General features: G+C 74.7%; 6 protein-coding genes. All 6 read left to right on the forward strand.

What is annotated here, in order from left to right; genetic code table 11:
• The first annotated feature begins 7 nt into the window (after window positions 1–7).
• The 6 genes from ASD16_RS04215 (at window position 8) to ASD16_RS04240 (ending at window position 15,370) form a co-directional block, all read left to right on the forward strand.
• Window positions 8–403, forward strand: coding sequence for a DUF4406 domain-containing protein (locus ASD16_RS04215; protein WP_200942834.1), 396 nt, complete (start codon window positions 8–10; stop codon window positions 401–403).
• 92 nt (window positions 404–495) lie between these two features.
• Entirely contained in the window at window positions 496–3,309 is a 2,814-nt protein-coding gene (locus ASD16_RS04220; protein WP_055913227.1) for a hypothetical protein, read from the forward strand.
• Window positions 3,306–6,746: a DUF6603 domain-containing protein gene (locus ASD16_RS04225; RefSeq protein WP_055913230.1), complete on the forward strand. Its 3,441-nt coding sequence runs from the start codon at window positions 3,306–3,308 to the stop codon at window positions 6,744–6,746. Before ASD16_RS04220 ends, ASD16_RS04225 begins: the two co-directional genes overlap by 4 nt.
• On the forward strand, window positions 6,746–9,559 hold the full coding sequence (locus ASD16_RS04230; RefSeq protein ID WP_055913233.1) for a hypothetical protein: 2,814 nt from the start codon (window positions 6,746–6,748) through the stop codon (window positions 9,557–9,559). Before ASD16_RS04225 ends, ASD16_RS04230 begins: the two co-directional genes overlap by 1 nt.
• On the forward strand, window positions 9,556–13,629 hold the full coding sequence (locus tag ASD16_RS04235) for a hypothetical protein (RefSeq protein WP_055913236.1): 4,074 nt from the start codon (window positions 9,556–9,558) through the stop codon (window positions 13,627–13,629). The genes ASD16_RS04230 and ASD16_RS04235 overlap by 4 nt, the downstream gene beginning before the upstream one ends.
• Before the next feature lies 1 nt (window position 13,630).
• A complete protein-coding gene (locus ASD16_RS04240; RefSeq protein ID WP_055913239.1) occupies window positions 13,631–15,370 on the forward strand; it encodes a hypothetical protein in 1,740 nt (579 codons plus the stop codon).
• Window positions 15,371–15,387: the final 17 nt, after the last annotated feature.

The raw sequence follows: 15,387 nt of genomic DNA on the forward strand, positions 1-15,387 counted from the left end.
ATGCCCCATGACCAATCCTCTGCTGATCCTCATCGCCGGCCCGTACCGCTCCGGGACGGGCGACGACCCGGAGCTCATGGCGCAGAACCTGCGACGCCTGGAAGAGGCGGCCTGGCCCATCTTCCGCGCGGGCCACATCCCCATGATCGGGGAGTGGGTGGCACTCCCCGTGCTGAGCAGCGCCGGTGCGGACGGCCCGCTGAGCCCGCTCGCGGACACGGTGATGTACCCGACGGCGCAGCGGCTGCTGCAGCACTGCGACGCCGTGCTGCGCCTAGACGGCGACTCGACGGGTGCCGACCAGGACGTCGCGATCGCGCAAGAACGCGGACTCCCCGTCTACCGCCGGGTCGAGGACGTCCCCGGGTTCGTCCCCGGTCCGGCGCCGGAGCCCGCCGGGTGATACCGGAACCGGGCCCTGGTCCGAACGGGTGAATCGGGTCTAGCGTCCGATGTGTCCCGGATCGTCTCGTCAGTGGGGGCAGGCGAGAACTGATGCAGCTGCCGCTTCTCCTCGCGGGTCCGATCCTGCGTCGGGTCGACCCCGGGCTCGTCGCGGTCCAGGTGGTGCTGAGCGAGCCGGCCGACGTCCGGCTCACGGTGTACGAGGGCCGGGTGGCGTCCGACACCACCAACCCGCCGTTCGCGACGAGCAACGACCCACCGGACCCCGACCTGGCCGCGCCGCACCCCGGCGAGAAGACGGTGCGGATCGGGGAGCAGCTCCACCTCGGACTCGTCACGGCCCGGCTGCCACCGGCGTCCGGCAGGGTCTTCCAGTCCGACCGGCTCTACTCGTACAACATCACCATCACGGGCGCCGCGCAGACCAGGACGGACCTCGCCGGGCTCGGCCTGCTCGGTGCGCACACGGTCAGCGGGGTCGAGTGCGGACCGCTCGGCTACGCCGACCGCATGCTGCCGTGCTTCGCCCTGCCCCCGACCGAGCTGGCCGACCTGCGGCTCGCGTACGGCTCCTGCCGCCGCCCGGGGTACGACGACGGCGACGCCCTGGCGTGGATGGACGAGTACCTGAACGAGCGGTTCGACGACCCGCGGGGGCGGATCCACCAGCTGTTCCTCGGCGGCGACCAGATCTACGCCGACGACGTGGACTCGCTCATGATGCTGCGGACCGCGCAGCTCGGCGTGGAGCTGATCGGCGCCGACGGGGGAGTGCCCCGCGAGCGCGTCAAGGTCAACCAGGTCCTGCGCAGGCCGCCGACACCCCAGCCGGACCCGGCCGACCCGAACGCCGCCTACACGCCCGAGACCCCGCAGGAGACCGAAGCGGCGGGAGACCTGCCGGCCGGGCCGCCGCACTTCCCGGTCGGCGACCGGCTGCGCCTGACCACGATCAGCGGGCAGCTCACGAGCGTCGACGGGTCGAACCACCTGATCTCCCTCGGTGAGTTCGCCGCCGCCTACCTCCTCGCGTGGTCGCCGGCCTGCTGGGGCGAGGAGGTGCCCGGCGCCGAGCTCCTGGCGCCCGGCGCGGCCACCGGCCCGGCACTGCGCTGGCTGGACCGGCCGAGCGCCGACCAGGACATCGACCTGCCCCCCGCCGAGGTCCCCGAACGCATCCCGCAGCACCTGTACGCCGACAAGGCGACGTTGGCCGAGCGTGCGAAGAAGGAGGCGGCGAAGTCCGACAAGAAGCGTCAGAAGGAGGCCGACGACGCCCGGCGATCCCGTCTTCGGAGCCATCGGGTGCACCGGGAGTTCCTGCTCGGGCTCGGGCGGGTGCAACGCGTGCTGGCCAACGTGCCGACGTACATGATGATCGACGACCACGACGTCACGGACGACTTCTTCCTGAACCCGATGTGGCGTCACCGCGTGCTGGGGACGGCCCTCGGGCAGGTGATCCTGACCAACGGGATGCTCGCGTACGCGCTCTTCCAGGACTGGGGGAACAACCCGGTCCGGTACGACCAGGTCACCACCCCGGAGCGGCCCGAGCTGGGCGGACAGCTCCCGGGTGACCTGCTGGAGCTGGCGGCCACGCTGTTCCCGGGATCGGCCACCGGTCCCGACTCCGCGGCGTTCGCCGCGATCGGCCTCATCTTCGGGCACAACCTGGAGAACGAGCCCCTTCCCGACGGCCGGTACGGGATGGTCGACGCGCCGATGACCTGGCACTTCACCGTCGACGGCCCGAAGCACGTCGTGGCCGCCCTGGACAACCGGACGCGGCGCAGCTACGTCGCGGAGATCGGCCCGCCCGGCAACGTCACCCCGGAGGCGCTCGTCGACCAGCTGCCGCGGCCTCCGCTGCCCGCAGGCCGCGAGGTGCTCGTGGTGATCGCCCCGCTCCAGGTGATCGGCCCGCCGGTGATCGATGAGATCGTCGCCAAGGCCATCTACCGGATCTTCGACCTGTTCGACTCGGAGCTGACCGACCCGGCGTCGGTCTCCGGCAAGCGCCGCATGCCCGGGACGAACCCCGACGCCCTGGAGACCTGGGCCTTCGACCCGATCACCTTCGAGCACCTCCTGGCCCGGCTCGCGGAGCACCCGCGCGTCGTCGTGCTGTCCGGCGACGTGCACAACGCCGCGTCCAACCTCATGAGCTACTGGCGCGGCACCGCGGACCATCCCGCCCGGATCGCGCAGTTCACGTCCAGCGGGTTCAAGAACGTCATGCCCGTCTACCTGCGGGCGCTCGACCGCAGCGCGATGCTCCTGCAGGAGCTGGTGCGGGCACGGCTGGGCGTGGAGCGGCTCGCCTGGACCCGACCGGACTCCGACCTGGTGCTGCTCCCGGACGGGCAGACCGAGGCGGACCTCGTGGCGGCGACACGGGCACGGCTGTTGCGCAGCCCGGTGCTGCTGGCCACGCACGGCTGGCCGGACGGCTCTCGGCTCAACGACCTCAAGCCGCCGGACTGGCGCTGGAAGGTGACGCCTCTGATCGACCAGCGGCCGGACGTCGAGCGACCGGCACCGATCCGGGCGCTGCCGCTGGACGACGCGGCGATCGAGGCGCAGCTCGCCGACCCGGCGACGGCGTTCCCCGCGATGCGGGCCGTCGCCGCCCGGCACCAGGTCGCGCTCGACCGGATGCGGAACACCCGGCAGATCATGTTCCGGTCCAACTTCGGGATCTGCCGGTTCGAGCAGGACGGCGACGTGGTGACGGCCGTCAACGAGGTGTACACGTCGGCCGTCGACCCCGAGACGCAGCTCCCCGTCCTCGGCCCGTACATGGTCCACCGGGCGTCGCTGGGTCCGGAGGTCGAGGCGCCGCCCGAGGAGCTGCGCCAGGCCGTGCTGAGCCGCGTGCCCGTCCCGGAGCCGGAACCGTGAGCGCCGGGTCGGTGCTGCGCGGGATCGCGGACGAGGTCGTCGACTTCGTCACCTTCGTCGCGGACCTGCTCGGCCGGCCCGAGGCGCGCAGCGCGGTGCTCGCCGACCTCGGCGCCGCGCCGGACGCGACGACGAAGAAGCTCGTCCTGCCGGAGGCGCCGCTCGCGGCGATCACGGCGTACCGCGCCCAGGTCGACCCGGACCTGCAGGCGGACGTCGAGGCACTCGGCAACCTCGCGCTGCTGGTCGGGGCGGTCATCGACCAGATCGAGGCGTGGGAGGGGACCGACTGGGCGGGTCGCGGCGACACCTTCGTGAACAGCCTGCTCGACCTGCTGGGCAGCACCTACGTCCGGCGCCGCTGGCCCAAGCTGTTCCTGGTGATGCAGGCGATGTCGATCACGTCGGAGCTCACTGCGTCGCTGGCGCCGGGGGAGCAGGCGCACGACCGGTTCCTCCAGGCGTTCGGCACGATCTTCTCGTTCGTCTGGAACCCCGGGCGGACCCTCGACGACCTGGACGACACGCAGCCGGGTGCCGAGGGCAGCACCCTGAACACCATCCGCGACACGTCGTTCCTCGTCGTCGACGGCCTGATCCGCGGCATCGTGGCGGCGATCGCGGTGGCCGACCAGACGCTCGACGCGGACTCCCTCAACGCGCTCGGGGACGTGGTCGTCGGCTGGGACGCCGTCGCGCTCGACGTGGACTCACCGGTGCGTCCGACGGCGGCGGACGTCCTGTCGGGTCGGATGGTCTCGCTCGCGCTGCGGCGTGACGGCGACACCGACGCCGAGCAGCTCCGGGTCACGTGGATGTACCTGCCCCGGCGTCTCGGTACCCCCGACCGCCCGCACCAGCTGTTCCTCGCGCTCGGCGGCACCCTCACGCTCGACGAGGTGCTCAACCCCGGCGCCGACAGCCCGACGTGGCACTTCCGGGTCGAGATCCGCAGCGACGCCGGCGCTGCGCTGCTCATCGGCGGCGAGGAGGGCGTGCAGGCCAACGCCGACGCCGCGACCTCCGCCGTGTCGGTGAGCTGGAGCGCCGTCCCCGACGAGACCGGGATCAGCTACGCCCTGCCGCGCGCGACCGGGACCCGGCTCGAGCTCGGCGAGATCGCCGCGGTGCTCACGCTCGGGGCCTCGGGGGCGCGGGTCCTGTTCCGGCTCGACCACTGCGCCCTGGTGATCGACTCGGCCGACAAGGACAGCTTTCTGCGCAAGCTCCTCGGCGGCCGGCCGGTGCGGAAGGTGTTCTCCCTGGGCCTCGGGTACGACGCCAAGCTCGGGTTCATCCACGAGGTGCACGTCTCGTCGTCGGTCGACGCGACCGGTCCGGAGCCGCCCTTCAGCTCCTCCGGACCGGCCGGTCCGCCCGCGGTCGAGATGACCCTCCCGCTGGGCGGCGGCGGGCTGCTGGGGATCAACGTCCACGAGGTGGTGCTGCGGCTCGCGGGCAACCGCGCCGACGCGCCCGAGACCGGCTGGGCGGTGGCGGTCGGCGCGCTGGTCTCGTTCAGCACGCAGATCGGCCCCGTCTACATCCGCGTCGACCGGCTGGGCCTGTTCGCCTCCATCGACACCATGACGCCGTCCGAGGACCGCAACCAGCGGCTGGTCCAGGCCGACGTGGACGCGACCCGCCCGACGGGGATCGCCCTCGACCTGCGGACCGGACCGGTCAGCGGCGGCGGCACCATCCAGTTCGACCCGACCACGGGGGACTACGTCGGCGCCCTGGTCCTGCGCGTCGGGAAGCGCGTCACCATCACGTGCGTCGGGCTCGCGTCGACGAAGGACCGCGAGGGCAACGACGTCACGTCGTTCCTCCTCATCGGCACCGTCGAGCACCTCGGCCTCAGCGCGGGCTTCATCACGTTCGACGGGTTCGGGCTCCTCTACGCCGCCGACCGCACTCTCGACGTCGCCGCGGTCCGCGCAGCCCTGCCCTCGGGGCAGCTCAAGCACATCCTCTTCCCGGCCGACCCCGTCAAGCACCTGCCGGAGCTGGTCTCGGCCCTGCGGACGTTCTTCCCTGCCCGGGAGGGCACCCACATCTACGGCTTCCTGGTGAAGATGACGTTCGGCAGCGGGCAGCCGCTGCTGCGCGCCGACCTCGCCCTGATGCTCGAGCGGGACTCCGTGAAGGACTCGAGCCGGCTCCTGGTCCTCGGGCGGGTCTCCTCGGTGCTCCCGCAGGACAAGAACCCCCTCGTCACGCTCAACCTCGACGTCGTGGGCGTGTTCGACTTCGACACCGGGTCCGCCGCGCTCGACGCCGTCCTGTACGACTCGAAGCTCTGCGGCCGCTTCGTGCTGACCGGCGCGGCGGCGTTCCGGCGTGAGCGCGGCCAGGGGTTCGCGCTCGCGATCGGCGGGTTCAACCCCCGGTTCACGCCGCCGGCGAACTTCCCGGTGGTCCCGCGGGTCACCGTGGCGCTGACCACCGGCGACAACCCGCGGCTGGTCATCGAGGCGTACATCGCCATCACGTCGAACACCCTGCAGTTCGGCGCCAAGGCGTCCCTGTACGCCGCGGCCTACGGCTTCAGCCTCGAGGGGTACATCGGGTTCGACGTGCTCGTGACGTTCTGGCCGCCGCACTTCATCGCCGACTTCGCCGCCGGGGTGCAGCTCAAGCGCGGCTCGCGGAACCTGTTCAAGATCGACGTCAAGGGCATGCTCGAAGGGCCGATCCCGCTGCGGGTCGCGGGGAAGGCGACGTTCGGCATCCTCTGGTGGGACTACACCGTCTCCTTCGACAAGACCCTCATCGGCGGGGGCGGGTCGCCCGTCACGGAGACGATCGACGTCGTGACCGAGCTGCTCGCCCGGCTCAACGACCCGCACAGCTGGATGACCGAGCTCCCGGCGTCGGCGACCCAGGTGGCCGGTGTCCGGGGTGCGCCGCGGACCGAGGGACTGCAGCTGCACCCGCTGGGCCGGCTCGTGGTGCAGCAGGGGTTCGTCCCCCTGAACACCGCGCGCGAGATCGACCGGGTCGGCGGCGCCGTGCCGCGCGACGCCCGCCGGTTCGCGATCACCGACCCCGTGATCGGCGGTGCGGTTTCCAGCGTGTCGCCGGTCGGGGACGAGTTCCCGGACAGCCAGTTCTTCGAGATGAGCGACGCCGAACGTCTCGCGGCCCCCGGTGTGGTGGTGCGCGAGGCGGGGGTGAGCTTCGGGAACGACCGGTACGCCTCCGACGCCTCGGCCGGGGTCGCGGAGCCGTTCCGGTACACCGAGATCGTCGTCGGGCCGGACGGCGTGCCCGTCGTGCTGCCCGACCCGACGCCGGCGGAACCGGGACACCTGCGGGCCGGTCTGCGGCTCGCCGCTGCGGTGCGTGCGAGCACCCGATCCGCCGTCGCCGAGCGCTACGCCGGGCAGGAGCGACCGGACGCGCCCCGGCTGGCGGGGCTGGTGAGGTTCTGATGTCCGAGCCGAACCTCGTCTTCCTCCCGTGGGCCCGCCGCGGGGGTGCGCTCGACCTGCCCGAGGACCGGCCCGACGGGCATCCGGCGAGCCACGCGTCGGCGACTGCCGAGGTGCGCGTCAACGGCGCCGGTCCCGCGAGCGTGTCCGTCCAGCTCCTGGGCCCCGGCGACGTCACCGCACTGGCCCCGCAGCAGGTCATCCGGACCGACCCGGCGCCCGGGACGCGCACCTTCGAGTCCAACTACCTGGCGCTCGTGGAGCTGGACGAGCCGGCCCTGCCCTGGTTGTTCACACCGGCCAAGGCGTCGGCGGGACGGCTCCGACCCTGGCTGTGCCTCGTCGTGGTCCGCGAGCAGCCCGGCGTGCGGCTGGCGTCGCCGACGCGCGGTTCGCTGCCGGTCCTGACGGTCGGCGCGCCGGCCCGGCCGGAGGACGAGCTGCCCGACCTCGACGAGAGCTGGGCCTGGGCGCACGCGCAGCTCGCCACCGACGCATCGATGACGGACGCGGCGCTCGCCGACGCGCTCGCCGCCGACCCGGGCCGCAGCCTGTCCCGGCTGGTCTCCGGGCGCCTGCTGGCGGAGCAGACCGAGTACCTCGCCTGCGTCGTGCCCACCTTCGAGGCGGGCCGGCGGACGGGGCTGGGGGACGACCCCGGAACCGCCGAGGGCCCGGCGTGGCGCCGCGCGCCGGGCATGGGGCCGGTCGAGCTGCCCGTCCTGCACCACTGGCGGTTCGCGACCGGCCCGGCGGGCGACTTCCAGTCACTGGCTCTCGCGATCCGTGGGCGCCCGGTCGAGGACGGCTTCGGCACGCGGGCAGTGGACCTGTCCACGTCGGGGCTCGGGATCGCCGGCGCCGACGACACGCAGGTGCTGCTCGCCGGCGCCCTGCTCGCACTGGACGCTCCGGCCGAGCGGTGGTCGGACCCGGCGATGGCGGGACGGTTCGCGACCGCCCTCGTCGACGTGCTGAACACCCCCGACCAGCAGCCGGCGGCCAACCCGCTGCTGGCGCCGCCCCGCTACGGCCAGGCGTACGCGACGGCTCCGGCCCTGGACCCGGCCGCGAGCGCACGCTGGTACGAGCGGCTCAACACCGACCCGGCGCACCGGGTGGCCGCCGCGCTCGGCACGCTCGTGGTGCAGCAGCAGCAGGAGACGCTGGTGGCCGCGGCCTGGGACCAGGCGGCGGACCTGCACGCCGCGGGCCGGGTCTTCGGGCTCGCCGCGCTCGGCCTCGCGGTCGCCGACAGCCTGCACCGGCGGCACGTCGTCCCGCTGCCGCCCGAGGCCGGCCTGTTCGTGCTCGCGCCGCTGCGGGCCCGGCTCCTGCAGGCGGCCCCTGCCACCGGGGGAGCCAGCTTCGCCCAGCAGTGGGCGCAGTCGCAGCTGCCGGACCAGGCGCTGAGCCCGGTGGTCCGGCGCGTGACCCGGTCGCGCGGTCCGGTGGTGAGACGGGTCGGCCGGACCGGGTCGATCGGGAGGATCGACGTCCTCGACCGGATGGCGCCGATCTCGCGGATCGGCCGCGAGCTCACGCCGCCCGCCGGCCCGCTCACGTTCGAGGCAGGGGGTGCGTCGCTGCCGACCCCCCAGAGCCTGTCCTGGGCGCAGGTGACCCCGGACGCGGTCGACGCCGCGCCCCCGCGCCCCGGGTTCGTGATCGGGCCGACGCCCGCACCGACCCCCGGACCGCGCCCGCTTCCCCCGTTCCCCTTCCCGGGCGGCGTCCTCGACGCCGGGCGGCGCACTGTGATCCGTGCTGACCGCCCGACGACCCCGTTCGCCCTGCGTCGACCGACGGATCCGGACGACCCGTTCCCCGACCCGGTCCCCGAGCCCGAGGATCCCGTCGAGCCCGACCCCGTCGACCCCCGCCCCCCGCGCCGGGACAGCGCGGCCGCAGCGGCGTTCCGTGCTGCGGCGAAGCGGCACCTCGCACTGTTCCTGGCTGCGGCTCCGCCGGATCCCGTGTCGTTCGGCAGCCTGGCGGCGGAGGCGATCTTCGCCGAGGCCCTCGCCCTGACCACGCCGACCCGCACCTTCGCCGCCCGGGTGACGGGCGTACTCGAGGTGCCGGTGCCCTCAGACCCGGCGAGCCCTGCCGCGGCCGTGCCGTCGCTGCTGTTCGCCCCGCGGTTCGACGCCCCGATGTCCCGCTCGCTGGTCGAGCTCGGTCAGCACTGGCTGCTGCCCGGGCTGGACGGTGTCCCGGCCGACACCGCGCTCGGCCTGCGCACCAACGGCGAGTTCGTCGAGGCCTTCATGGTCGGGCTCAACCACGAGCTCGGGCGCGAGCTCCTCTGGCGTGAGTACCCGACGCCCATGACGGCGACGTTCTTCGACAGGTTCTGGGACGCGGCCGTGGACCCGGAGGCCCCGCCGGACGTCGCACCGCTGGACTCCTGGGCGGATCGGGCGCTCGGCGCGCCCACGGTCGTCGAGGACCGGTTCGTCCTGCTCCTGCGCAGCGAGCTGATCAAGCGCTTCCCGGACGCCCTCGTGTCGGCGGTCAAGCCGGGCCCACCGGTCGAACGGCTCCTGCCGGTGTTCCGCGGCTCGATGGACCCGGACATCAGCTTCTTCGGGTTCACCGTGCCCCTGGCCGACGCCGATGACTGGTCGATCGTGATCGCCGAGCAGCCGGGCGCGCCGCGCTTCGGCTTCGAGGTGGGCGAGGCTCCCGTCGGCGTCAGCCACGCGCCCGCGACCGAGGCGACCTCGGCGCGCCAGGCCGCGCGCCTGCGGCAGCTGCCCGCCCGCATCACCATCCCTGTCTCGGTGCTCCTGCGGGAGCCGACGCCATGACCGATCCGCTCGACCTCGCAGCGCTCACGTCGGACGCCCTCGCGGCCGACGCGCGGCTCACCACGCCGGTGGGGGAGTCCCAGCACCCGCTGGTGCTGCTCCCCGTGCGCCTGGAGACCCGCTACCGCACCGACGAGCTGCTGGTGCGGGTGTATCCCGACCAGCTGCACGTCGACGCCCACGACCCACGGCTGTCCGCCGCCGAGATCGCCGCGGGCGAGGAGTTCTGGCGCGTGCAGTGGCGCACGGGCACCGACAGGGACCGCGCGCAGCGGGCCTGGACCGCGCTGGCCGACCGGTACGGGCCCGGACGGGCAGCCTGGGTGGTGCGCGCCACGACCCCCACCAACCCGCAGTCCCGGCCGGAGACCGCGGTGGCCGACGGCGCGCCGCTGACGACCGAGCCGACGTTCCCTGCCCTGGCGGCCACCGAGCTGCGGAGTACCCCGGTCGCGCGCCTGCTGCCCACCCGCTGGACGGCGACCGCCTACGCGCAGGGGGCGGTGGTGGCGGTCGCCACCGGTCGCCCGATCACCGCCGACCTCGCCGTCGGCCCCGACCTGTCGTCGCCGCTGGTCGACGAGGAGGACGACGACGAGGTCGCGGCGGTGGACCAGGCGATGAGCTGGCTCGTCGACTTCGACACCGCGGAGCAGGTCGGCATGGCGCTGCGCCTCCCGGTGTCCGGCCCGGTGGACCTGCTGCTCGTCACCGGGGTGCGCGACGCGGGGGCGGACGTCGCCCAGCTCCTGGACGCCCAGCGCTACAGCGAGGGCCTGGCGTTCCTCACCCCGGAGACGCTCACGAACAACACCGAGGACGAGGCCGCGGGCTGGTCCAGCGCGGCGGCCGGATCGTGGCCACCGCCGTCCGGACCGCCCGCACCGGGGACCTCCGGCGTGCTCGCGGCAAGCGCTCTCGGGGTGGACCCCGGGTCGCTGCCGGCGGGCGACTCGGCGGACGAGCGCCTGGCCGAGGCGATGAGCACGGTGCTGTGGCCGGTCACGTGGGGGTACTGGCTGCCGCAGCTCGCAGGGGTGGCGCTCGCCGACGCGGACTGGGCGCGGGACCACGCGCGGCGCTTCGTGCGGCCGGCAGGTCCGCTGCCGACGCTGCGCGTGGGCCGCCAGCCGTACGGGCTGCTGCCGGTGACCTCGCTGGGCCGGTTCGCGGGCGACGAGCGCACGAACCGGCTGCGCCGAGCGCTGACCGGACTCGTCGACGGCGCCTGGCGACCGGCTCTCGGTCGGGCGCCGCGGGTCGGCCGGGGTGACGTCGCGGCCGACCTGGTCGACGTGCTCCGGCTGGGTGCGCGGTCCGACCGGCTGCGCGTCCGGCGCGCGTTCGGTGCGCGGTTCGCGGAGCACGTCCAGCTCCTGCTCGGCCGCTCGCTGGGCGACGCCGGGTTCTGGAACGTCGCCCGGGACCGGGCGCTGCCGGTCGCGGCCGCCGCGGGCGTCGGGGTGCGGCCGGGCACGCTGACCGTGCACGAACCGGACAGCGCGCCCGTCACGGTGCCGCTGGTGAGCGAGGCCCGGCACCTGCAGGACGTGCTGGCGGCCGACGTCGACCAGCTCGCGGCCGGCGGCGACGACCCGCCGCCGTCCCTCCTGGTCGCACTCGTCCGGCACGCCCTGCTGCGCGAGCACGCGACCGCGGCGGCGCGGCTGCTCGGCCCCGACGCACCTGATGTGACCGACGAGGAGCTCGACGGCTTCGGCGAGGCCTCGACCGGATGGCGGGCGCAGCGCGACGCGTCCCTGCCGGACGGCCGGACCGTGCGGGAACGCCTTGCCGACGGGACCGACCCGCACCTGTCCGCGTTCCGCGCGGCCGTCGAGGTGCTCGCGGCCGCCGACACCGCGTCGCTGGAACGCCACCTGCTCGGCACGCTGGACGCCGCGGCGTACCGGATCGACGCGTGGGCGACGTCGCTCGCGAGCCGGCGGCTGGCCGAGCTGCGCGCGAGCGACGCGCAGGGTGCGCTCGTCGGGGGCTACGGGTGGTCGGAGCAGCTGGTCCCGTCGGCAGCCGACGTGCTCACCGAGACGCCTCCCGGCGAACCGGGTCCGCTCCTGTCCGCGGTCGAGGACCCCGGGTTCCTGCACGCACCGTCGATCCACCAGGCTCAGGTGTCCGCCCTGCTGCGCAACGCCCACCTCGCGCACGGCGGCGGCACGGACACGCCCTTCGCCGTGAGTCTGACGTCCGAGCGGGTCCGGCTGGCCCGCTCGGTCGTCGACGGGGTCCGCGCCGGCCGCTCGGTCAACGTCGTGCTCGGCTACCTGGTGGAGCGTGACCTGCACGACCGCGGGCTGGACGAGGCCGTCGACAACGCCCGCGAGGTGTCGCCCCTGCCCGGCGAGGAGCACCTGCCGCCGGCCGCGCGACGTCTGGACGGGCTGAGCCTGCACCGGCTCTGGGCCGCCAGCGAGGACCACGCCATCGACCACCTGGTCGGCGGGAACCCGAGCGACGCCGACCGCACGGCGGCGCAGGCCGTCCTGCGTCGGCTCGGCTCGGCCGTGGACGCGTGTGCCGACCTCCTGCAGGCCGAGCAGGTCCACCAGTTCGCGCTGGGTGACCTGGACCGCGCGGTGAGCTCCGTGACGGACTTCGACCGTGGCCTCGTGCCGCCGGCGAACCTGGACGTCGTGCAGACGCCGCGGACCGGGGTGGGGGTCACGCACCGGGTCGGCATCCTGCTCGACCCGGACGCTGCGACGACGCCGGGCTGGGCCGGACCGGCGACGTCCCCGCGCGCCGCTGCCGAGCCAGGGCTGGACGCGTGGCTGGGCAGGATGCTCGGCGCGGCGTCCGGGCGGACGGTGACGGTGCGGGACGCCGCCGGCGAGCTCCTGGTGCCCGTGCCGCTGCCGGAGCTGGGTGTCTCGGCGGGCGACGTCGTCCGGATGGCCGGTGCGGGGGAGCACGGGCTGGCGGAGCTCGCGGCGCGTGCGGCGGTCGCGTCCGGCGCGGACCTGCTGCGGCCCGTGCTCGTGCTCGACGGCCCGCTCCTGGACCTTCTGGAGGTCGGTCGCTCACTGGCCGCGCTGCTCGGTCCGGCCACACCGATGGACGGCGGGACGCTGCAGCCGCCGCACGCGGACGCCGGACCCGGGGTCGACGTCGCCGAGCTCGATGCACGGGCCGCGGCCGCGCTCGGGGCCGTGCAGGCCGCGGTCGGCGCCCTCTCGGGCGCGTCGGTCCGGGCCGCCGTGGTCGCCAGCTGGTCGCTGGGCGTCGGCGACGCCGCGGTGCCCGTCGAGACCACCGAGCAGGGCTGGTCCGCCGCCGCGGTCCGCGCCCGCGACCAGCTGGAGGGTCGGCTCGTCGAGGCGGCCGCCGTCGAGACGGACCCGTCGGCGCCCGCCTGGGCGGCCACCCTGCAGCGGCTGCGGGTGCTGCTGGGGCCGGGGTTCGTCGCGCTGCCGCGGTTCGTCCCGCCCACGACGGCCGACCTCGTGGCCTCGCGCGACGACCCCGGCCTGGTCGGCGAGGACGCGTTGGCCGTCGAGGTCTGGCTGACCCGGATGGAACGCGTCCGCGAGCCGCTGGGCCGGCTGGGGATCGCGCTGCGGGAGGCGGAGGCGCTCGGCGGGCCTGCGTTCGCGCTGGGCGCGGCGCAGGTGCCGTACGCGGCCGGGGACGTCTGGAACGCGCTGCCCGCGGACCACCACGTGGACGGCGCGGTCTCCCTCGCGCTGTCGGGCGCCGAGCTCGTCGCACCCGGCCGGGTGCTCGCCGGGCTGCTCGTCGACGAGTGGACGGAGGTGATCCCGTCCGCGACCGAGACCACGGGGGTCGCCTTCCGCTACGACCCGCCGGACCTCATGGCGCCGCAGGCGATCCTGCTCGCGGTGCCCCCGGTCCTCGGGGAGCCGTGGACGGTCGGCACGCTGAACCAGGTCCTGATCGAGACCTTGGAACAGGCGCACCTGCGTGCCGTCCCGCCGTCGGCGCTCGGGGCGGTCCGCCAGTACCTGCCGGCCACCGTGCTCGCCTACAACGCCGACCGCGACGCCGTGTCCACCAACCCGAACGCCCTGACCCAGCCGGTGGTGGACTGACATGGCCTCGATCACCACGTTCTCGCGGCTCGAGCCCGAGCCGCAGCGGCCCGACGTCAGCGCCGGCGCCTCGGCGCCCGTGCAGGACCCGATGTGGCTGCTGGCCCGGCAGTGGCAGCTCGGGGAGTTCGCAGGGCACGACGGAGGCACCCCGGTGCTGGCGCGCTGGCGCGGGGTCGCCGCACGACCGACGCGCTTCGTGGCAGGCCCGATCCCGCCCGACACCCCGATGCAGGCGCCGCGGTTCGACGCACTGGCGGCTCCGCTGGAGACGCTCGTCGAGCGCGCGGGCACGCCGTTGCCGTCGACGGCCGAGTCCGCGGAGGGTCTGCGCCTGGCCGTCGACACCGGGCGGCTGTTCCTCCGCGTCCTCGCCCTGCAGACGACGTCGCGCGACTACGGACCCGACGTCGTGCGGGCGTTCGCGGTGCCGGAGCCGACCCCGGACGGGCTGGCGAGGCTCGACCCGGCGACCGCGGCCTACGCGCGGTTGCACGCCGGTCGCAGCCTGGACGGCCGGCGCCTGCGAGCCGAGCTGCGCGGCCATGACCTCCTGCGGCTTCCCGTCGAGATCCACCAGTCCGACCGCGCCGAGCTCCGGGCGGCCGGTGCCGACTGGCTGCGACTGGTTGCCGGTCTGTTCAGCGATGCCGATCCGGACGCGACGAGCTGGCAGCCCGCCCGGTTCGAGCACACGGCCTCGTTCGCGGGGCGGATGTCCGCGGAGCCGACGAGCGAGACGACGCTGACCGCCCACCGCTACGACAGCGACACCCTCGACTGGTACGAGCTCGACGTGAACGGCGAGGTGAACCTGGGCACGACGCCCGCGGAGGCCGGCCAGGCGGTGACCCGGACGGTCATGCCGGCGCCCGTGACCGCGCCGGGCCTGCCCGCCCGCCGGTTCTGGGAGCTCGAGGACGGTCGCCTCAACCTCGCCGCACTCCGGCCTGCCGAGACGGACCTGGGCCAGCTGCTCCTGATCGAGACCCTGTCCGGGTTCGGGAACGACTGGTTCGTCATCGGGGTGGAGCTGCCCGTCGGCCACCTGGTGTCCGCGACGTCGCTCGTGGTCACCGACACGTTCGGCTCCCGCACCCTGCTGCGACCGCACGGCGACCACCGGCTCGGCGCGACACCCCGCTGGGGGCTCTTCCAGCACGCCATGCCGTTCGACCGCGACGAGCCCGAGGGCGTCCCGATCAGCAACCTGCTGTACCTCGCTCCGCGCCTGGCGCAGCCCGTGGTGGGGCCGGTGGTGGAGCAGGTCGTGCTGGCCCGTGACGAGCAGGCGAACCTCGGCTGGGCCGTCGAGCAGCTGCTCGAGTCGCCGCTCCAGGTGGGCGTCGAGCTGTCCGCAGCCCGGCCGCCCGAGCCGCCCGGCGACCCCGACGTCGCGCCGGACTACCACCTGGCCCAGGCCCCGCCACCGCACTGGATCCCGCTGCTCCCGGTCCGCGTCGACGGCACCGAGCAGGTCGCGCTGGCCCGGGGGTCGGTGCTGGACCTGTCCGGCGGGCGCCACGTCGTCAGCAGCGTGACCGCGCTGCTGGGCGGCGGCCCCGACGGCGCCCTGCTCATCCCGGAGGAGGAGGTGCCCAGCGGCGGCCGGGTCGTCGAGCGGTCGTACCAGTCGGCGCGCTGGGTCGACGGGTCCCTGCACGTCTGGGCGGCCCACCGGACGAGGGTCAGCACGGGTCTGCCGCCCAGCGGCGTGCGGTACGACTACCTCGTGGAGTGAGCACGACCGTGCCCGAC

Origin of the sequence: Cellulomonas sp. Root485, from assembly GCF_001426705.1 — a bacterium.
Taxonomy (GTDB): Bacteria; Actinomycetota; Actinomycetes; order Actinomycetales; family Cellulomonadaceae; genus Cellulomonas.